Raw genomic sequence first — 20,761 nt, forward strand, 5'->3', positions numbered from 1 at the left:
TAACTTTTAAAAGCGGTTTTTAAAAGTAAAAAAGGGAAATATTATCTGAGTTCCAGCGAATGAAAAATTTCTTGCTTTAAAGGATTCTTAGACCAGTCTTCCCATACTCCGGTATAAGGATTATAACCGCATTTCAGAGGTTTGGATATATCCAGGCCCTCCTTGTTTTTTTCAGTATTTTCAGTGTAGACCCTGCAGTCTGTACAGACAAAACGGAATTCACAGTCCTTGCAGGTTTCTATATAATCTTTTGTAAGATTCCAGTATTTTTTGAAACCTGGCTGGTTTACTGTTTCTTCAAGGCTTTGGCTATTGATGTTTCCAAAGCTTTCATTCATGAGAGGGCAGTTTTTGAGGTTGCCGTTTTTGTCTATACCCATTTTTTTATACAGACAGGAATTGTGGTTAACGGCTTCTAAGACTTTAGAAATATTGGTGTTGAAATACTTCAGTTCTACTTTTCCGCAGGCAGATATTTTCAGGTCATCTTTAAGGAAATGCAGCGAGAATCTGTATTCATTTTTAGCTTTGAAAGGAGGTTCCGAACAATTGTAGAAGATAAGACTGTATATTCTGACTGTATTTTTCTGAAGAGCCTGTATAAAAGACAGGTTGACCTTCTGATTGAATGGTGAGAAAATTTCTATTCCAGATAAAACTGAGGTTTTAAAAATGGTATCAATTTCTATAAAATCTTCCGCGGTTAAAGAGATCAAACTATAAATGACCAAATGCTTGATTCCGAGATTCTCTACTGATGGATATACTTTTTTCAATATTCCGATATCTTCCATTTCTATGAAAAGATTGGTTATTGTGCTGGGTTCATGATGTTCAAAAGAAAGAGGAGGAAAATTCCTGTCCCAGTCATTCTCTGTAATAAATCCATATTCCTTTTCCAGCAGGAGATCAATATATTCCTGAACAATCGCCCTGGATTCCTGATCGTAATCTTTCAGCAACGTTTCAATAGAATAGGTTTTCAGCCCTGCTATAATCTCATACAATTCCAGAGGGTATAGTTCTGATACATTTCTCTGCAGATCCGAGATCAGAATTCTTGTGGAACCTTTGGTGATGAGGATATTGCTGAATAGGTTGAAATAGTTCATAGGAAGTTTTGGCAAATGACCGGTATTAATTTTTTTTTGAATTATTCTTTAAAAATTCTTTTGTTATTTTTCTCCTAACTTTGAGACTTTGCAGCCCGATAAGCTTTCTATTATAATTAATATTCACAGAATCTTTTATAATTTCTTCATCATTACTTTTTACGCCATATACAGGTTTTAAATGATTAACCTGCACATGTCTTTCTACCATTTCTACATAATCTCTTGGCGGTAGATCACCGGATTTTACATAGTTCAATAGTTTGGTTTTGAAATACTCATAGTCTTCTATTTGTGCCATATGATTTAAATAAATAAACATGGGCATAAAAACACCATCATCTGTTTCAAGTCCTATTTTTTGCATTGATGGGTAGCCATAGTTTGTTAATGTCCACTTTAACAATGCTGCATTTTTTCTAAAATTATTTAATGATTGCTGACCAGTTATTGAATCCTTCGACTGATCTCTGATAAATGCGATCCTAAAAGAATCAATAAGTTGCTTGTTTAACGAATTTTTCCATTTCACTACCTTCTGCTCTATTGTAATACTATCAATGCCATATTTTTTATATAGTTTAAAAAAATCTGTATCTTTTCGTTTGAACTTCCAATATGGAGCAACTAAGGGTATAAGTTTATATAGGCTTTTTTTTCCTCCAAAATTTTTATTGTATTTATCTGAAAACTTAATATAGTTTTCGTATTCTTCCATTCTTTCATTATTTCGTGGCTCAAAATTTCGGAATACTCTTTTAAATTTTTTTATAGCAGTAAGGGTATCATTTTTCATTCTGTAGATACTGTCAATTTCATTTACCTTATTATAATATAAAATGTAATTTCGATTTTTGCAGGCACAAAGAAATAAGCAAAGAATAAGACAAGTGATGTACGTTAAGCCAATGTCTTTATTTTGTGTTTTTATATTACAGTATTTCATAATAATCTTACAATTGACTTTGTAGGTTTTAGTCTCATTAAAAAATCAGTTTGATATTCTGTTGAGAAAACATAATCAACTTTATAGTTATTCTGTGTTTCTGCTGAAGTGTCTCTAAATTTTTCAATATACTTCAGAGTAAGAGGCAATTTATTTTTTTCTTTAAATTTCTTTTTCATAAGTATTCTGCTATTTCTTTTTCAAGTAAGTAATTGCAAATTGCAGATAATCCTAAAAACTGACCAACAGGGTTTATTTCTAAAAAGTAAAAATCATTTTTGTTTTTTATAAAATCGAGTGAGCCACAATTTATATCCAGTTGCAGCATAAGGATATGTATTTTTTCTTCAATATCTTTTGAAAGATTATACCTAACATTCCGATTGGGCGTCTCATGATTATATTTTCTATGATCAAGTTGGGTTTTCTTATCATTTTGAGAAAAAATAGCAGTAGACCATATTTTACCATTAAGATAAAAGGCTCGTACTTCAAAATCTTTTTCAACCATTTCCTGAAAAAAGGTAATAAAGAAATTTTTCTTTTCTTTTTCTGTGACAAGAGAGGTATACAAAATACCTTCAGGAAAGTCACCCACTGATTTTAATATTATATTTTCAGCAATAGATTTGGTAATCGTTTTATTAACAATTAGCTGCTCTGTGTTTTCTGCCAGATAATATTCTGGAACTTTCAGTCCTGCTTTTTTTGCTTGGTCAAGTACGAAAAGTTTATTCAAATGATTGTTGCTTTGCTTATTAATATGTTTTTTAGCTTCAAGTAATTTTATAACATAATCTTCAAGCCAATATTGAGTTTCATTCATATAAGCATTAATTGAAGGATTATTATATTCTTTCCTTATAAATTGTAACCCTCCTCTGCGATACCAAACGCTCGTAATATCTTCAATAAAAAAGTTATTTCTTTGACTTTGCAAAACGATTCTGTTTTCACATACTTTTATCTCAAAAATTTCATCTTCCTGGATACGGATAAAAGCTTTGCCTAGTGCTTTTAACCATTTAATAACTTCATTTGTTGTTGTTTCCTGATTGGTAGAAAGAATAAGAATCATTTTTTCTTAAATTTATCTTTTCTGATTTTAGATGCATGTTTTATACTGGGAAGTCCTATACTTTTTCGATTGCGGTTAATCCGGACAGAATCCTGATTATTATTTCGTAAGCTGTATCGTACAGCAGTATTTCTATAGTAATCATAGGTATCGGACATTAAGGCATATTCTTGAGGAGAACAATGGCCTGATTTTACATATTCGAATAATTTTCTTCTGAATTCAGGATATTTTTTTGAAGCAATCATATGGCTTAGTAATGTAGGCATAGCGATGAAAACGTCATTGTTTCCGAACTTACCTATTTTTTGTCCATCAGGAAACCCATAGTGCTTGAATGTCCAGAAAAAAAGATCTGCATTTTTTTCAATGTTTTTATTTACAAGGGCTATATTTTCAGGCCTTCCTTCCTGGTCACGGATCATAGCAATAGTAAAGGAATCTACGAGTCTTTTATTCAGGTTCTTTTTCCAGTCGGCTACTTTTTGGTTGACTTCCAGACTGTCTATTCCATATTTCTTGCACAGCGGGTAAAGTTTTTTATAGGTATTACGATAAGGAGCGACCAATGCAATAAGTTTGTACAGGCTCTCTTTTCCACCAAAGTTTTTATGATAATGATCTGCAAGCTCAATATATGTTTTATATTCTTCATTAAGCTCTTGGTTTCTAGGTTCATACTTTTGAAACAGTTTTTTGAATTTTTTTATAGCTTTTTCAGGTTTATTAGCCATTCTATAAATACTGTCAATTTTGTTTGCTTTGTAGTAATAAGTAATGTAATCCCGATTTTTGCAGGCACAAAGGAATAGGCAAAGAATCAGACAAGTGATGTGCGTTAAGCCAATGTCTTTATTTTGTGTTTTTATATTACAGTATTTCATAATAATCGGGTTAATGATTTTACAGGCTTTTCTCTTACATAGAAATTCGTCTGATATTTTTCGCAGGTTAAAACATAAACAACGTCATTAGGCTTTTTGCGTTTCTGATCATTAAAGGTTTCAATATACCGGAAAGTAAGTGGCAGCTTATTTTTTTCTTTAATTTTAATTTTCATAAATAACCAGCTATTAATTTGTCCAACGAATAATTACAGGTATGAGACAATCCCAGAAACTGTCCGATAGTATTAACTTCTAAAAAATAAAGTTTACCATCTTTTCCTTTGATCAGATCCAATGATCCGCAATTAAGATCTAATGCCTGCATCAGAAGGTGTATTTTTTCTTCAATGTCAAATGTTAATTTATAAGGAACATTTCTGTTAGGTTTTTCTAGATTATATTTTCTGAAATCTGTCTGGGTTTGCTTATCATTTTGAGAAAAAATAGCCATTGAGTAACACTTTCCATTAAAATAAAATGTTCTGATTTCAAATTCTTTGTCAATTTTATGTTGAAAGAATGTTGTAAAGAACTTCATCTTTTCTCTCTTATGTACAACAGAGGTATACATAATACCATTTAAATCCATATCAATATCATCTAATATAGGATTACCTCCAATCGTTTTTACAATGGTTGTATTCAGAGATACCTGATCTGTGTTGTCTGCCAGAAAATATTCCGGAACCTCTAGCCCTGCTTTTATAGCTTCTTCCAATACCAGTAACTTATTAACATCACTGTTACTCTCTTTATTGATATGTTTTCTGGATTCCAGTTTTGTTCTTACATAATCTTCCAGCCAATGCTGTACTTCGTTCATATGCGCATTCACAGAACTGTTGTCATACCGCAGACGTTTGATTTTTAATCTACCTCTTCTGTACCACACACTGGCTATTTCATCAAGGAAAAAAGAATTTCTGTCACTTTCTAAAAAGATCTTTTTGTTTTCAGTTTTAATTTCAAAAATTTCATCTTCATGGATGCGGGTAAATTTTTTTTTCTTGGCAATAAGCCATTTTATGATGATGGTGGTGGTCCTTTCATTATTGTTGGAAATAATAAGAATCATTTCACAATTTTTTATTAATTTTAGAAGAACGTTTTAAAGGACGGAGCCCTATTTTTTTCCTATTACGGTTTACTTTCATAGTATCAATAACAGTACTATAACTTGGATAAGAGCCATAAGGCATCTCTAATTTATCTATTTGGAGGTTATGTCTGTCTACCATATTAGCATAATCTTTTGGAATGCAGTCTCCAGATTTTACATATTCCAGCATTTTTGCTTTGAAATAAGAATATTCTTTTGCATCTATCATGTGGCTGAACAAGGCATGCATAGGCATAAATACACCGTCATTTCCAATAAGCCCGATTTTTTGTACTGAAGGATAGCCGTGGTTTTCAAAAGTCCATTTTATCAACCCTGCGTTTATCCTGTCATTATTTTCCATAAGCTGGACGTTTCTCCGCCCCTCGGCCTGATCACGAATAAAAGCTATACTAAAAGAATCTACAAGCTGTTTGTTTAAACCTTTTTTCCAATCTGCAATTCTCTGTTTTACCTCGCTGCTATCTATACCATACTTTTTAAACAATCCGAAATAACTTCCATACGACCCTTCGTAAGGAGCAATCAGAGGAATAAGTTTGTATAGACTTTTCTTTCCTCCAAAATTCTTTTGATGTTGATCCGAAAGTTTAATGTAGGTTTCATACTCTTCATTATTATCCTGATTTTTTGGATTGTACTTGCGAAATAATTTTCGATATTGTTTTATTGCTTCTTCCGGCTGATGAGCTATTCGGTAAATACTGTCAATTTCATTTACTCTGTTGTAATAAACAATATAATTATTGTTTTTACTCTTACAAGAAATGGTTAAACAGCTTATTGTAAGTAGAAATAATGTATAAATTCCAATAGTCTGTTTCACAACTATCTTTGTTGACATTTTTATTATTTAATTTTGTATAGTGGTTAAAAATAAACTGCAAAAGAAAGATTTTCTTTCTTCTGCAGTACTTGTTGATCTACTTTAGCAAATTTCTAAAGTAGATTCAAGTCGGTGATCTCTCCATGTTTCCTTATCATAGCACTCACCTTTGTTAGTAGAAACATAATTAATAGCAGTATCCCCACCTTTAATTGTCTGTAAATTTTTCATTTTTTTGTTTTCCAAAGAAGAGAAGTCTCTCTTCATTCCATTTAATTTTTTCATTTTTGATAGGATTTTTGTGTTATGTAAATTATTTGTGTCATATAAACCCTGACATTTGGGTGAATGATTTCTCTTGTTTCTCATGTACTGTACACATACAATCTAAAAATGGAAATGCATTCCGTCAACGTTGATGTTTTCAAATCTATAAATATTCAGTTCACGTCAATGAGATAAAATATGTAAGTGATTTGTTTATTTTTTGTACACACATGCACATGCGAATTCTGAATATATCAGAAGGTTGGGTGAAATAGTTCAAACATTGAAAAGTATAAAGTGAAGTCAGATAGTGTAAAGAAAATCATGAAATATAACAGAATGGGTATAGAAATATATTCTATTGTACAATACCGTAAAACAAGTAAAATCAAACATTGAAAAAGTGGTTATTTACAGCCTGTTTTGAAAGGAATTTGCATGTTTGCATCAGTTGTTTGTAAAAAAATCAGCGATTTCTGACTGAAAAACAGCATAATTGCCTGATGAAATTTTATAAGAAAACGGATTTTTTTATATTTTAAATTGAAAGATGACGCTTTCTGATAAGATACTTTCCTTTTTTATTATTTGAAAAAATGTGCCGGTATTTAGAAAAGTTAGAAAACTCTTTGAAAAATAGATCGGATATCAACTATGACCATGATGCGTATAACCATTCCCCTCCTCCGGAGGGGTGGCGAAAATTCAAAGAATTTTTGACGGGGTGGTCATGAATAGAACAACAATCAACATTTTATAACCTAAACAAAAACCCCGGCTGGTTCAGAGAACCAGCCGGGGCCTGTATTATAATTACTGATCTTAGTTCGCTAAAATTCTCTTTACAGCTTCTTTTACTGCTGCTGCATCAATATTATACTTCTTCATCAGTTCTGCAGGTGTTGCAGACTCTCCGAAGGTATCGTTCACTGCTACAAACTCCTGTCTTGTAGGTCTTCTTCTTGCCAGCATACCTGCAACAGATTCTCCTAAACCGCCAAGGTAGTTGTGTTCTTCAGCCGTTACAATTTTACCTGTTTTTTCAACAGACTTTAAAATGATCTCCTCATCAAGAGGCTTGATGGTGTGAATGTTGATAACCTCACAGGAAATACCTTCTTTCTCAAGCTCATCAGCTGCCACAAGGGATTCCCATACAAGATGTCCGGTTGCAACAATGGTTACGTCAGTACCTTCCTGAAGCATAATTCCTTTTCCGATTTCGAAAGGCATATCTTCCGGGATGAATACAGGAACTACCGGTCTTCCGAATCTTAAATATACAGGACCTTCAAAATCTGCAATCGCCAATGTAGCTGCTTTAGTCTGGTTGTAATCACAAGTGTTGATCACTGTCATTCCCGGAAGCATTTTCATCATACCGATATCTTCAAGAACCTGGTGTGTAGCTCCGTCTTCCCCTAAAGTAAGACCTGCATGAGATGCACAGATTTTTACATTTTTGTCAGAATAAGCGATTGACTGACGGATCTGGTCATATACCCTTGAAGTAGAGAAGTTGGCAAAAGTTCCTGTGAAAGGAATCTTTCCTGTAATGCTGAGACCTGCAGCAATTCCCATCATGTTGGCTTCAGCAATTCCTATCTGAAAGAATCTTTCAGGGGCCTTCTCAATGAATTTCTCCATTTTCAAAGAGCCGATAAGGTCTGCGCAAAGTGCTACTACATTAGGATTTTTGTCAGCGAGTTCTGCTAATCCTGCTCCGAATCCTGAACGAGTGTCCTTTTTTTCTGTATATGTATATTTCATTTTTATTGTATTAATCGAGATGTTAAGATATTAGTAATCAGCCGGAGCTTCCAGGTACAATTGCTTGAATGCTGTGTCTAACTGCTCATCATTAGGAGCTTTACCATGCCATGCATGAGATCCCATCATATAATCTACTCCATAACCCATTTCTGTATGAAGAAGGATGGCTACGGGCTTTCCTTTTCCGGTTTCTGTTTTTGCTTTCTCAAGGATTGCAATGACCGCTTCAAGATCATTACCATTCTTTTCTTCAAGAACAACCCATCCGAATGCTTCAAGTTTTGCATGAAGATCTCCCAGGCTTAATACATCATCTGTATCTCCGTCAATCTGACGTCCGTTATAATCAATAGTAGAAATAATATTATCTACTTTTTTAGCGGAAGCATACATCAATGCCTCCCAGATCTGACCTTCCTGAAGCTCACCATCTCCGTGAAGAGAGTAAACAAGAGACTGATCACCATCTAATTTTTTACCCTGTGCTACTCCAAGCGCTACAGAAAGTCCCTGTCCAAGTGAACCTGAAGCAATTCTAACTCCCGGAAGTCCTTCATGGGTAGTAGGGTGTCCCTGTAATCTAGAATCTAATTTTCTGAAAGTACTCAGTTCTTCAACAGGGAAGAAACCGAATCTTGCCAAAGTAGAGTAGAATACCGGAGAAATGTGTCCGTTTGATAGATAAAAATGATCCTCATTTTTGCCTTCCATGGTGAAAGGAAGTTTATAGTTCATGACCTTTCCGTAAAGGGCTGTGAAGAACTCTGTACAACCTAGGCTTCCACCCGGGTGCCCTGAATTTACAGCGTGAACCATTCTTAAAATGTCTCTTCTGATCTGCGTAGTAAGAGTTTTTAACTCTTCAATACTTTTACTCATTATATCTGATTTATTTGTATGCGAATTTACAATTTTTTACCGGAAATGCCGGTCTCCGGATATAAAAACCCGGATTTGTATGATTTATTTAATACTCCTCTTTTAACAGCCCTCATTGAGGTAAACGGAAATTTCAGTAACAATATTATTAACAAATTTAAAGCTTAATAGGGTTCCTGCCTGGCTGTCTTCAATATTGAAATAACCGGAATCCTTAACAGGCTTGTCGTTTTTATCCCAATCCGGACGTACACTGAAGTTAGGGTAATTTCTATAAGCGTTAATGAGGTCATCTCTTGTGCTTCCGACCCCGATCCCGCTTTTGGTTTTAAATTTTTTACTTGTTGTTGTCATATACGTGATGGAAGGAACACTTGGATTAGCCTCATTGATATAATTATCAAAAAGATCAATCTGAATGGTTTCTCCACCATACCTGACAATATTTTTTTTCTCTCCGTTTGAATCAGTCAGTTTTGTTCCTGCGATTTTCTCAGCTTCAACCTTTGGCATGAAGACCTTAAATGGACCGATTCTTAATGTCGATACTTCAAAATTTTCCTGAGCATTCATAAAGCTCAATGTTAATAGAAATGTGAAAATTGTAATAATTTTTTTCATGGTTTTTTAATTTCGGTTTTTTTATTTTAATGAATTGTCACATTTATTTTATTCAATTCAAAGATATTGAAATACGCCGAGTAACTATTTATTAAAAAGAAAAAAAATAAACTATTCTTTTTGAGTTTAATGCTTTATGCATCAGTATTTTTATTGTTTTTGTAAGTTTATATTAATTTTTTTAAGTTTTATTATGTGACAATCAGATTAATTTGATTAATTTTATAATTCAAGAATATTTGATTTATTTTTCTTTGATTGAATATTTTCAGCCTTTATGACTGAATGAATAAAAATTACATACCATTATATATGAAAATTAAACAATTATTTTATTTGGGGATATTCATTATATCCGTTTCCCTGGGGAAAGCCCAGGATTTTTTTACGGTAATCAGTGAGAGATCTATTAAAGCAGATCCTAAAAACAGAACCGTACAACCGGAAAAGTCACTGACCTATACATTGGATGTGGCCGGAATGAAGAATTATTTTAATACTGTTCCGGAATTGAAAGACAGTGACCGTAAGGATAACGCACCTGTTATTGTACTGCCAATGCCTGATGGTACAAAAGCGAAATTCAGGATCTGGAAATCTTCAGTGATGGCTCCGGAATTAGCCGGTCAGTTTCCTCAGATTGTTACTTTTACAGGGCAGGGAATTGACGATAAGTATGCTACAATTAAACTTGATTTTACAGAATTAGGGTTCCATGCGCAGATAAAATCTGCAGTAGCAGGGGACACTTATATTGATCCTTACGCGAAACAGGATATTAACAATTATATCATTTATAAAAAGAGTGATTTAATTGATAAAAATCCAAGAACTTGCGGCGTAAAAGATGAGGATACTCCGTTAGGAAAAAAAAACGCTCAGAAAACCGTAAGCCCAAGCGTAGGAACTCAAATTAGAGTTTTCAGATTTGCTGTGGCTTGTACCCATCAGTATGCAATTGCTGCAACCGGAACAGCAACACCTACTGTTGCGCAGACACTTTCGGCAATTGTAACCTCCGTAAACAGAGTAAATGGGGTATATGAGCAGGAAGTAGCTTCAAGATTGATATTGGTAGCTACCGAAGCCAATGTTATCTTTACAAATGCTGCTACAGATCCTTTTACAGGAAATGATAATGCCGGAACATTAATTAATGAAAGCCAGACTCAGATTGATTTACTGATAGGAAATGCCAATTATGATATCGGCCATACTTTCAGTACCGGAGGTGGCGGATTGGCAGGATTAGGTGTAATCTGTAACAGTACCAATAAGGGAAGAGGAATCACCGGTTCGCCAAATCCAGTGGGCGATCCTTATGATATTGATTATGTGGCCCATGAAGTAGGGCATCAGTTTGGAGGCCCTCATACCTTTAATGCAACTACAGGCAGCTGTAGTGGTAACCGTAGTGCGGCCAATGCTGTAGAGCCGGGAAGCGGAATTACGATTATGGCTTATGCCGGAATTTGTGGAAGTACAAATAACTTAGCGGCCAACAGTATTCCTACTTTCCATACAAAATCATTCCAGTCCATCACGGCAAAAGTTCAGTCAACAACTTGCCAGGTTACCCTTCCGGTTAACAATTTCGCCCCTACTGTTAATGCAGGTGGTGATTATACAATTCCTAAAGATACACCGTTCAGATTGGAAGGATCAGCTTCAGATATTGATAACAATCCACTTACTTACAGTTGGGAACAGAATGATGTAGGACCTGCAGGTGACTGGAATGCCCCTACAGGAAATGCTCCACTATTCAGATCATACGTACCGGTAACGGTTCCTTACAGATATTTTCCAAAACTTACAGATGTAATCAATGGTACTGTTTCCAAAGGGGAAGTTAAGCCATCTTATGCAAGAACAATGGAATTCAGACTGACTGTAAGAGATAACAATGCAGGTTGTGCAGGGGTTTCAAACGATGATGCTATTATTACTGTAGATGGTAACTCAGGGCCGTTTACTGTAACAGCACCTACCACAGCTGTAAACTGGGCAGGGAATTCTACCCAAACCATAACATGGAATGTTGCCAATACAACTGCATTCCCGGTAAATGCCGCTACTGTAAATATTTACCTCTCAACAGACGGAGGTCTTACTTATCCTACATTGATTTTAGGTTCTACTCCGAACGACGGTTCCGAAACGGTTACTATTCCTAACGTGAATACTACACAGGCCAGAATTATGGTAGCTGCAGAAACGAATGTTTTCTATAATATTAACCCGATTAACTTTACCATTACCCAGACATTGGGAGTGAATGAAGCATCTGCAAATAAGGAGGTATTCGTAGTATATCCTAATCCAAGCAAAGGACTGCTGAATATTCAGTTTGCCAGTTCAAATGAAGTATATGATATTACGATCTACGACGTAAGCGGAAAACTGGTATTCAGCCAGGCAAATAACAGGCTGAATCATGATAAAACAGGTACTTTCGACTTGTCTTACCTGGTTAAAGGAGATTACCTGATTAAAGTTAAATCTAAGAATATAGATAAAACAGTCAAGTGGATTAAAGAATAACCCGTCCGGGTTATGATATAAAAGACGGCTGTTTTCAATTGAAGAAAACAGCCGTTTTATTTTTTACGATTAAATTTAAACTACTCTTAAATGTTGTCTGTCTTTTACCATCCATAGGCCGATAAAAGTTAGTAATCCGTTCAGAACGATCAGCTCTACACCAATTCTGTAATCTGTATAAGTGGTAACAGCCAGATTGATCAGATAAGTCAGTACAGGAGCTAAGATCGTTACGGTAAGAATAGAGTATTTTCTTGAAATCTGAAATTTGGTGAAGATTCCGAAAGCGAAAAGTCCTAAAAGCGGTCCGTAAGTATATCCTGCAATTTCCATGATCAGGTAAACAATAGACTTGTCATTCATGGCCTTGAAGACCATAATCAGGATAAAGAAAACAACGGTGAAAGTTAGATGTACTTTCATACGAAGGCGTTTCTTTTCTTTTTCAGTTTTGGTTTTATCCTCATTAAGGTTTAATAGATCTACGCAATATGAACTTGTTACAGCTGTCAGAGCGCCGTCAGCTGAAGGAAATAATGCGGAAATCAATCCGATAATAAAAATAACGGAAATAGCCATCGGAAAATATCCCTGAAGGGACAGCGCCGGGAAAAGATCGTCTCCCATTATGTTTTTGATGTTTCCTGCGGTATCTTTAAATCCGAAAATATTCGTTACTGTTTCCCCGTTTATCGTTCCATATTCTGCTCCATGCTGCAGTGCAAAAAGGTATAATAATCCTCCCAGGAATAAGAAGGCAAGGTTTACCAGAAGAAGTGTTCCTGCAAACGTAAGCATGTTTTTCTTGGAGTTCTTAAGATTATCCACAGAGATATTTTTCTGCATCATTTCCTGATCAAGCCCCGTCATGGCAATCGTGATAAAAATTCCTCCCAGAATTGTTTTCAGGAAAAAAGTTTTGGAATTAGGATCAAAATTGATGAAATGAGTATAATTTTTCTGCTCCAGAATGGTGTATGCTTCCCCAAAGGATAAGTTCAGGTTAGATAAAATGTAAGTGATACATGCTATAAGACTGATGATCATAAAGGAGGTTTGCAGCGTATCTGTAATCACAATCGTTTTTACGCCTCCTTCAAAAGTATACAGAAGTACCATCAGTAAAAGTACAAGTGAGGTTACCCAAAACGGAACTCCCAATCCTTCAAGCAGGAAAATCTGTAAAACGTTTACCACAAGATATAGCCTCGCCGTAGCACCAATTGCTCTTGAAATAATAAAAAAGATCGAGCCTATTTTATGAGCTTCCACATTGAATCTTTTTCCAAGATAAGTATAAATGGAAGTCAGATTCATTTTATAATAAAGCGGGAGTAATATTGCCGCAACAATAAAATATCCGATGAAAAACCCGATAACCATCATATAATACTCAAAACCTCCGTAAATATATTCGGAGCCGGTCATTTTTCCGACAGTTCCCGGAACTGAAATGAAAGTAACCCCGCTTAAGCTGGTACCAATCATCCCGAATGCTACGAGCCACCATTTGCTCTTTTTGTTACCGATAAAAAACGACTGGTTATCAGAATTCCGGCTGGTGAAATAAGAAATCACCAAAAGACCGATAAAATAGACGAAAACAAATAGCAAAAGGATAGTTCCTGGATTCATGCCTGATTTTTAAATTTTAGCAAATATATAAAAAAGATCAGTCGTGAATCGTGAATTTAGTTCAGACACGATTTTTAAGGAAAAAACTGGTATTGAAAATAAAAATAACGGCATAAAAAACCTTCCGGAATAAGTCCGGAAGGTTTGTATTGTAAGGGTGGAAACAGTGGTTAATTCACCAAAACATCCTGAAGTTCCTCGCTTTTCTGGAAACTTGCCTTAGCGAAAGGGCAGAGGGGGATAATCTTTTTCCCGTTTTTTCTGGCGAAATCTACTGCTGCCAGAAGCATTTCCTTACCTACACCTTTTCCGTTGTAGGCTTCTTCCACCTCGGTGTGGTCTATAATAAATCTTTCTTCTCCCGCCCAGGTATAGGTCATCATTCCTGCGCGTCTTCCATCTATGAAAGCTTCAAAACTTCCGTGTTTTTCGTCGTTGTTTTGTTTTACTTCGATCATACTATGAGAATTTGGTTAATATTTCTATGTCGTTGGTTAATATTTTATGAACAGGACATGCATCGGCAATGGTGTGCAGTCTTTTTCTCTGTTCATCATCCAGAACACCTTCAAAGCTGATATCTCTTTTGAAGACTGCTCTTTTCGTTAACGGGAAATTTTCAAGTTCTACTTCCACATTGATGTTTTCCACATCCCATTCCTTTCTTTCAATATACATTCTCAATGTAGCAGCTGTACAGCTTGCCAGTGACGTTGCCAGAATTTCAAAAGGATTGAAGCCCTTATTCTGTCCGCCTTTATCAACCGGCTCGTCAGTAATGATCTGATTATCGCCGGCTGTTACTTCTGTATAATATTTTGTTTTTCCTAAACTTGCTTTTACTGTTACCGCCATTATTTTTCTGTATTGAATTTGTAACTTAATGCACCGGAAGGGCATTGGTCTATCTGTTTTTTAAGTTCTTCAGGAGTTGCATTTTCCGCTTTTATCCAGGGTCTTTCTTTTGGATTATAGACTTTGGGAAGCAGTTTTACACATACAGCCGAGTGGATACATTTTTGGGGCTGCCAGATGACAGTAATGTCGCCGTTGGTATATTCGTGTGTTTCCATATTAATTTTCTTTTAATGATTTTTCGATTCTTCTGTCCGGAATCAGCCATATGAGAGCCACGATATAATAAAAACCTATGGCAATATAAGGATAAAAAAATGAAGTAGCGATTCCCAGAATATAAAATACGATGGAGATATATTCTTTATATTTTGAGTGAATTGCCTCTTTCAGTTTTGAATCTTCCCCTTCGCAGCGGATGATCACATTTTCCAGAATCGTATAAGCAATTGCCGGCATAATGAGCCCGATACCATAGGCCGCTACAGGGTTTTTTGCAAAACCTGTATTCCCGATCCATTCTGTAGCAGCAGGCATCAGAGAGAGCCAGAACAACAAATGAAGATTGGCCCAAAGAATACTGCCGTTTACTTTTTTTACGGTCTGAAATAAATGATGATGATTGTTCCAGTAGATTCCCACATAGATAAAACTGAAAATATAGGCCAAAAACTTAGGGAGAAGAGGTTTAAGACTGGCCCAGTTATTTCCTTCCGGTACTTTCAGCTCAAGTACCATAATGGTGATAATGATAGCCAGAACACCATCACTGAAAGCCTCCAGTCTTCCCTTAGTCATTTGTTTTAACCTGATTTTTAAAATTCTGTATTTTATTTTTCAGGTCATTCAGCATTTCCGGATTAATGACCCCGCTTGCAAGATCAAAATTTTCATAAAATTTAGGTAATGAAAATGTATCCTTGATATCTGCTGCAAACTGTGGGAAAAATGTTTTTGCTGTATTCATCACATTTCCGCCGCCATAACCTCCTGGAGACGTGCTCATCAGAAGCATCGGCTTGTTCTGAAATACTTTTACATTGATCCTTGAAGCCCAGTCAAAAACATTTTTAAAAGCAGCGCTGTAAGAACGGTTGTGCTCTGCAAGAGAGCAGATGATGACATCACATTCCTCAATAGCTTTTAAAAACTGATGAGCCTGATCAGGAAAGCCCTTCTTTTCAAGGTCTACAGAGAAAACAGGCATAGTGAAATCGTTGAGGTCAATCAGATTGATTTCTTCATCCTGAAAATCTTTCAGAACAAATTTAACCAGTTCCCTGTTGATAGACGTGGAAGATGTACTTCCTGCAAATGCTAATATTTTCATGATTAATCAATCGGACTGAAGTTATTTTCTGTTTAAAATAGCCTTAGGAAGCGGAACATATTCGTTTTCGTCACCCGGTACCAGAGGAAATGCCTCGTGATTCTGGTCATTCCAGTTTACTTTTGCCTGCTCAATTACTTCTTTGTCAGAGTTGACGAAATTCCAGAATATAAAACGCTCTTCATCAAAGGGCTCACCACCGAAAAGATAAACAGTTCCGTTCTCACTCATGTCAAACTCACAAAGCTTGGTGTCTTTAGCGATCATCAGCTGTTTTGAACCATAAGAGTTTCCGTCTGTAGTTACAGTTCCATCCAGAACGTACATTGCCGCCTCTCCGTAAAGATCCTTTCCGATGCTGATTTTCTTAGCTTCCCTGGTTTTGATTTCAAGGAAAAATAACCTGCTGTGTACCGGAACCGGAGAGGTCCTGCCAAATGCTTCACCGGCAATTAATTTATACTGGATGCCGTCTTCCTCCCAAACCGGAATTTCATCCGCTTCGATATGATGGAAGGTAGGCTCCGACTGCTCAAGATGCTTTGGAAGTCCTACCCAGATCTGGAATCCGTGAAGTCTTTTATCACTATGCCTTAAATATTCAGGAGTTCTTTCAGAATGTACCACTCCTTTTCCGGCAGTCATCCAGTTTACGGCACCCGGTTTTATTTCAATAGCGCTTCCGATGCTGTCTCTGTGGAAAATAGAGCCTTCCAGCAGGTACGTTAATGTAGATAAACCGATATGAGGATGTGGCGGAACATCAAGATTCTGATAATCTTTTAATTCTGATGGTCCCATATGATCAATAAAAACAAAAGGTCCGACAGCTCTTTTTTCACGGAAAGGAAGAAGTCTTCCTACCAGGAAATTACCGATATCCGCTGCTTTTTCTTCAATGATAAGTCCAATATTTGACATAATGATGTGATACTTTTTTAAATGTTAATTAATTAGATTGATGAAAGTGTTCAGAGTTTGTCATATCCTTCAAATCTCTCATCCACGATACGCTTCCATTCAGGATGCTTCCTGATAAAGGCAAAAACATAAGGACAGAACGGAAGAAGTTTTTTCCCGCTCTCTTCAATATAATGGAGTGTTTTTTCCACTACAGCTGCGGCTGCACCTGTTCCTGCCAGTTCAGCATCTGCTTCAGTATGAATTAAAGAGATCTGGTGCATGGTCTCACGATAATCAATAAATGCGTGGTGCCCGTTGACTTCTATTTCAAATCTTTTTTCTGCTTTTACAAGAGGTATATTTTCAAATTCAGGTTTCATAATTTTTGCATTAAAGGTGTTTGTTTTTCAAATAGAATAAACAACACGTATTCATAATAACAGCTAAACCTTACAGGTTTCTGAAACCTGTAAGGTTTGCCATCATATAAAGTTAATAAAAAAGGAATAATTAAAGATTACGATAAATTTAATTCTTTTAATCTTCCAGATATCCGAATTTCCCGGTATTGAAATCCTCGAAAGCCTGCATGATTTCCTCCCTCGAATTCATAACAAAAGGGCCATGAGGATAAATCGGTTCGTTGATAGGCTCACCACTGATGATCAAAACAACAGCGTCTTCTTTGGCTTCAATGCTGAATGTTTCACCTTCATTCTTAAAAAGAACGAAATGATCCTGTTTAACCGTTTCTTCGCCATTAATAATAACACTTCCTTCAATAACCAAAGCAGCTGTATTGAAATGGGCAGGGAAATTAAAATCAGCTTTTCCTCCTGATGTAAGTTTGGCATTCATCATGTGAACCGGTGTGAATGTACTGGCTGGCCCTTTGTGACCGTCATATTCTCCGGCAATCACCTCTATAAAACCATTGTCACCAAGGTCAACTCTTTCCATCTTAGCGTTTTCAATAGCCTGGTATTTCGGACAGCTCATTTTGTCTTTCGCTGGAAGATTCACCCAAAGCTGAACCATCTGAAAAATTCCTCCTTCTTTTGCCCATTCGGTTTCATGATATTCTTTATGAAGAACTCCTTTAGCTGCAGTCATCCACTGAACATCCCCTTCTCCGATAACACCGCCGCCACCGGCGCTGTCATGGTGTTCTACTTTTCCGCTGTATGCTATTGTTACGGTTTCAAAACCCCTGTGCGGATGAACGCCAACTCCTCTTGGCCTGTCTGATCCGTTGAAGTGAAATTTTGAATTGTAATCCAGCATAATGAACGGATCCATTCTTTTCATATCCAATCCAGGCACTCCCGGAATGAAATTATGAACCCTGAATCCATCACCTACAAAATGTGCAGGTCTTGGAGATACTACGATTTCTATTATTTTAGTTGCCATCACATTGTTGATTTATGTAAACAAAATTACCATAGTTACCTGTGAAAAGCATTGATCTGTGTTAAGTTCGTGAGAATGGGGAATGAAAGGCGGAAATGCAAAACCGCTCTGTATTAGATTTCGCTATTTTGCCTTTTTGCTGTTTTACGATTCTACCTTTTTATTATTTCCCTTACAATTATTCCTCCTTCGACTTCATATTTTTTCCATCCGAAATATGCAGTCTCCTGAATACAAAACCTGATAAAATCGTTAATATGCCTACTGTAAGAAAAGTTAACCGGAATGCATTATGGATTTCTCCCTTAATGAGATCTGTATTTTCATACAGCTTTAAAACAATCAGTCCGAAAGCTATTCCGAAACCTATTGCCAGCTGTTGATTGACAGAGAGTAAAGAGTTTCCGCTGCTGGTCTGAAAGTTCCGGAGATCGGCAATAGAAATAGTGTTCATGGAAGTGAACTGTATAGAGTTGAAAAAACCTAATATCGCGATGATCGGAACAAACCAGTACAGAGAAGTATGGATGTCAGGAATAGCAAGCAGGCAAATCAGAGTTCCGATGATGAACGTATTGATCATTAAAGTCTGGCGGTAGCCATATTTATCTAAAATTTTAATCACATATGATTTCCCGAAGATAGCGGTTAAGGCCATAGGGGCAATGATCCAGCCTGAAGTTACTGCAGACTGTTTATAGGCAATCTGGATCATCAATGGCAGCAATAACGGAACAGAGCTGATTCCTAATCGGGTGGCAAGGTTTCCTACAATACCTACCCGGAAAGTTCTTACCTGAAACAGATTCAGAGGAAAGATAGGGTTTCCTCCTCTTTTGGCATGTTTGTAATAATAATACAGGAAAAGAAATCCCATAATAAATACAAGTAAAACAGGAGTAATATTCTGTATGTCTCCAAAAAGTTCCAATGAAACGGAAAGCAGGAGAGAGGCTGCTGCAAAGATTAAGAAGCCTTTTAAATCAAAATCTACATCATCAGATTTATAATCAGGCATGAATTTTAATCCCAAAAGAATTCCCAGAAGGCCAATCGGGATATTGATAAGAAATATCCAGTGCCATGAAAGATAATCTACCATATAACCTCCTACCAAAGGGCCAAGCACAGGCCCGATAAGCGCAGGAATAATGGCGAAATTCATTGCCTTAAGCAATTCGTTTTTATCAAATGTTTTGATAAGTGCAAGTTTTCCTACAGGGGTCATCAAACTTCCTCCAACTCCCTGGATAACTCTTGAAATTACCAAATGAGTAAGATTCTGAGACATGGAACAGAACAAAGAACCCAGACTGAATAATATTAAAGAAAATATAAACACTTTTTTTGTTCCAAACCTGTCCGCAAGAAAACCGCTGGCCGGCATAAAGACCGCCAGGGTCAGAACGTAACTGATGATGGCATTCTGCATATTGAGTGGCGACTCATTCAGGTCTTTTGCAATGGCGGGCAGGGAAGTATTCAGGATCGTGGAATCCAGCATTTGCATAAAAATAGCAGTGGCCAGAATTAAGGGAAGTATTTTTTTTACGGATGTCTGTGGTGTATTTGCTTCTGTCATTTCGTACCGGCTGGGTCATAAAAACTCCCAGGCTTATTTGATTTGAAGAACCGCTTGCTTTAAGCGGTTTGATCCTTAGATAAAGAAATCCATATAAAATTAAAAAAGTCCTGTGAAATTTCACAGGACTTTTTTAATTATTTTCTAGGTTTTTCTACTCCTTTCCATTCGTCACCGGCTTTTCTGTACTGGCTTAAAGTGAAAGTTTTAAAATCTTTTGTTTTGTATTCAATATTGTCTGTATTCTGCTCAAACGGCATGATGTAATAGTATTCAATGTCCGTTTTATCAGATTTGTTCCCTTTTTTTACAGTGGGAACGTACTTTGAAAATTTATAATTGGGAAGATATTGTCTTAATCTGGTATAAAAAGCTTTGTCCTCTTTTTCGTTAGGAATGATATCTACAATGTTCAGATCGTCTTTTTTCTTGTCAATCCAAAGATAATATGTTTTTTCCTCTCCGATGTTTCTGTTGTAAGAATTGAAAGCAAACAATTCTTTAGGTACGAGTTCCTTGATTTTTTCCGGATCAACCTTAGTGTAATACTGGCCTTTTGAAGGATCTACATACGTCTCAAGGTTGTACATTAAAACAGAATTGTTTTCAAATTTTTTATTTTTAAAATACTGATTTAAAGATAATTCTGCTGTTGCTCTTAGCTCTTTTCCTCTGTCATCAAGTTTTTTTGTCGGATTCTGAGGGTTAACATATTTTACGAATTCGTATAAAACAACAGGTTTTATATCTTTAAGGTGAGGATACGTTTTCAGCTGCTCTGCCTTTACAAGCCAGTAATATTGTTGATAGTAGTCATCTTTATCCTGGTCTTTCACACTCTTGTAAGCCAAAGCAAGCTTCTTTGAATTCAGATATTTGCCATATTTTCCTTGTCCAAAAGCGAAACTTATGGCTAATAAGGCAAATAAAACAGTAAGGTTTCTTCTCATTTTTTTATAATTGATATTTTCGTTTTCCAAATATAATTAT

Annotated in this window: 23 protein-coding genes; 1 reads left to right on the forward strand and 22 read right to left on the reverse strand. The window is 36.0% G+C overall.

Features of this window, described 5'->3' with window-relative positions:
• Nucleotides 1–41: 41 nt before the first annotated feature.
• From gwsS to ACR1PO_RS15970, 11 genes are all read right to left on the reverse strand, one after another.
• Complete coding sequence (gene gwsS, locus ACR1PO_RS15920) at nucleotides 42–1,112, reverse strand: grasp-with-spasm system SPASM domain peptide maturase (protein WP_433987402.1); 1,071 nt, start codon at nucleotides 1,110–1,112, stop codon at nucleotides 42–44.
• A gap of 25 nt (nucleotides 1,113–1,137) precedes the next feature.
• Nucleotides 1,138–1,908, reverse strand: a complete 771-nt coding sequence (locus tag ACR1PO_RS15925; RefSeq protein WP_433987403.1) for a hypothetical protein — start codon at nucleotides 1,906–1,908, stop codon at nucleotides 1,138–1,140.
• Between the two features lie 325 nt (nucleotides 1,909–2,233).
• Nucleotides 2,234–3,136: a grasp-with-spasm system ATP-grasp peptide maturase gene (gwsG, locus tag ACR1PO_RS15930; protein WP_433987404.1), complete on the reverse strand. Its 903-nt coding sequence runs from the start codon at nucleotides 3,134–3,136 to the stop codon at nucleotides 2,234–2,236.
• Complete coding sequence (locus ACR1PO_RS15935) at nucleotides 3,133–3,870, reverse strand: hypothetical protein (RefSeq protein WP_433987405.1); 738 nt, start codon at nucleotides 3,868–3,870, stop codon at nucleotides 3,133–3,135. The genes gwsG (ACR1PO_RS15930) and ACR1PO_RS15935 overlap by 4 nt, the downstream gene beginning before the upstream one ends.
• 146 nt (nucleotides 3,871–4,016) lie before the next feature.
• The gene (locus tag ACR1PO_RS15940) at nucleotides 4,017–4,196 is read right to left on the reverse strand and encodes a hypothetical protein (RefSeq protein WP_433987406.1); all 180 of its coding nucleotides are present in this window, start codon (nucleotides 4,194–4,196) and stop codon (nucleotides 4,017–4,019) included.
• Nucleotides 4,193–5,098, reverse strand: a complete 906-nt coding sequence (gwsG, locus tag ACR1PO_RS15945; RefSeq protein ID WP_433987407.1) for a grasp-with-spasm system ATP-grasp peptide maturase — start codon at nucleotides 5,096–5,098, stop codon at nucleotides 4,193–4,195. Before gwsG (ACR1PO_RS15945) ends, ACR1PO_RS15940 begins: the two co-directional genes overlap by 4 nt.
• A 1-nt stretch (nucleotide 5,099) precedes the next feature.
• Nucleotides 5,100–5,987 carry a hypothetical protein gene (locus ACR1PO_RS15950; RefSeq protein WP_433987408.1) on the reverse strand — a complete coding sequence of 296 codons (888 nt, stop codon included), beginning with the start codon at nucleotides 5,985–5,987 and terminating at the stop codon, nucleotides 5,100–5,102.
• An 84-nt stretch (nucleotides 5,988–6,071) separates the two neighbouring features.
• Nucleotides 6,072–6,254, reverse strand: coding sequence for a TIGR04139 family peptide modification target (locus tag ACR1PO_RS15955; RefSeq protein ID WP_433987409.1), 183 nt, complete (start codon nucleotides 6,252–6,254; stop codon nucleotides 6,072–6,074).
• 804 nt (nucleotides 6,255–7,058) lie between these two features.
• Nucleotides 7,059–8,006: a transketolase family protein gene (locus tag ACR1PO_RS15960; RefSeq protein WP_374465427.1), complete on the reverse strand. Its 948-nt coding sequence runs from the start codon at nucleotides 8,004–8,006 to the stop codon at nucleotides 7,059–7,061.
• Nucleotides 8,007–8,036: 30 nt separating this feature from the next.
• Nucleotides 8,037–8,921 carry a transketolase gene (locus tag ACR1PO_RS15965; protein ID WP_433987483.1) on the reverse strand — a complete coding sequence of 295 codons (885 nt, stop codon included), beginning with the start codon at nucleotides 8,919–8,921 and terminating at the stop codon, nucleotides 8,037–8,039.
• Between the two features lie 69 nt (nucleotides 8,922–8,990).
• The gene (locus tag ACR1PO_RS15970; RefSeq protein ID WP_433987410.1) at nucleotides 8,991–9,509 is read right to left on the reverse strand and encodes a hypothetical protein; all 519 of its coding nucleotides are present in this window, start codon (nucleotides 9,507–9,509) and stop codon (nucleotides 8,991–8,993) included.
• Between the two features lie 312 nt (nucleotides 9,510–9,821).
• Between ACR1PO_RS15970 and ACR1PO_RS15975 the strand changes: the two genes are divergently transcribed.
• Nucleotides 9,822–12,053, forward strand: a complete 2,232-nt coding sequence (locus tag ACR1PO_RS15975; RefSeq protein ID WP_433987411.1) for a reprolysin-like metallopeptidase — start codon at nucleotides 9,822–9,824, stop codon at nucleotides 12,051–12,053.
• 75 nt (nucleotides 12,054–12,128) lie between these two features.
• On the opposite strand, the gene ACR1PO_RS15980 is transcribed toward ACR1PO_RS15975, so the two are convergent.
• The 11 genes from ACR1PO_RS15980 to ACR1PO_RS16030 all read right to left on the reverse strand — a co-directional run bounded on the left by ACR1PO_RS15980 (nucleotide 12,129) and on the right by ACR1PO_RS16030 (nucleotide 20,751).
• Nucleotides 12,129–13,688, reverse strand: coding sequence for a sodium:solute symporter (locus ACR1PO_RS15980; RefSeq protein WP_332386160.1), 1,560 nt, complete (start codon nucleotides 13,686–13,688; stop codon nucleotides 12,129–12,131).
• Nucleotides 13,689–13,858: 170 nt separating this feature from the next.
• A complete protein-coding gene (locus ACR1PO_RS15985) occupies nucleotides 13,859–14,146 on the reverse strand; it encodes a GNAT family N-acetyltransferase (protein WP_002984420.1) in 288 nt (95 codons plus the stop codon).
• Nucleotide 14,147: 1 nt separating this feature from the next.
• Nucleotides 14,148–14,543, reverse strand: coding sequence for an OsmC family protein (locus tag ACR1PO_RS15990; RefSeq protein WP_332386159.1), 396 nt, complete (start codon nucleotides 14,541–14,543; stop codon nucleotides 14,148–14,150).
• A complete protein-coding gene (locus ACR1PO_RS15995) occupies nucleotides 14,543–14,761 on the reverse strand; it encodes a (4Fe-4S)-binding protein (RefSeq protein ID WP_433987412.1) in 219 nt (72 codons plus the stop codon). Before ACR1PO_RS15995 ends, ACR1PO_RS15990 begins: the two co-directional genes overlap by 1 nt.
• Nucleotide 14,762: 1 nt before the next feature.
• On the reverse strand, nucleotides 14,763–15,341 hold the full coding sequence (locus ACR1PO_RS16000; RefSeq protein ID WP_433987413.1) for a TMEM175 family protein: 579 nt from the start codon (nucleotides 15,339–15,341) through the stop codon (nucleotides 14,763–14,765).
• Nucleotides 15,334–15,873: an NADPH-dependent FMN reductase gene (locus tag ACR1PO_RS16005; protein WP_433987414.1), complete on the reverse strand. Its 540-nt coding sequence runs from the start codon at nucleotides 15,871–15,873 to the stop codon at nucleotides 15,334–15,336. Before ACR1PO_RS16005 ends, ACR1PO_RS16000 begins: the two co-directional genes overlap by 8 nt.
• A 21-nt stretch (nucleotides 15,874–15,894) precedes the next feature.
• Nucleotides 15,895–16,794, reverse strand: a complete 900-nt coding sequence (locus ACR1PO_RS16010) for a pirin family protein (protein ID WP_332386158.1) — start codon at nucleotides 16,792–16,794, stop codon at nucleotides 15,895–15,897.
• A 50-nt stretch (nucleotides 16,795–16,844) separates the two neighbouring features.
• The gene (locus tag ACR1PO_RS16015) at nucleotides 16,845–17,156 is read right to left on the reverse strand and encodes a GNAT family N-acetyltransferase (protein WP_374465420.1); all 312 of its coding nucleotides are present in this window, start codon (nucleotides 17,154–17,156) and stop codon (nucleotides 16,845–16,847) included.
• 157 nt (nucleotides 17,157–17,313) lie between these two features.
• Nucleotides 17,314–18,189: a pirin family protein gene (locus tag ACR1PO_RS16020; RefSeq protein WP_433987415.1), complete on the reverse strand. Its 876-nt coding sequence runs from the start codon at nucleotides 18,187–18,189 to the stop codon at nucleotides 17,314–17,316.
• Nucleotides 18,190–18,367: 178 nt separating this feature from the next.
• Entirely contained in the window at nucleotides 18,368–19,771 is a 1,404-nt protein-coding gene (locus ACR1PO_RS16025; RefSeq protein ID WP_433987416.1) for an MFS transporter, read from the reverse strand.
• Between the two features lie 137 nt (nucleotides 19,772–19,908).
• Nucleotides 19,909–20,751 (reverse strand): hypothetical protein, encoded by an 843-nt coding sequence (locus ACR1PO_RS16030; protein WP_332386154.1) that lies wholly within the window; start codon nucleotides 20,749–20,751, stop codon nucleotides 19,909–19,911.
• Nucleotides 20,752–20,761: the final 10 nt, after the last annotated feature.

This window comes from Chryseobacterium amylolyticum, from assembly GCF_051011775.1.
Lineage (GTDB): Bacteria > Bacteroidota > Bacteroidia > Flavobacteriales > Weeksellaceae > Chryseobacterium.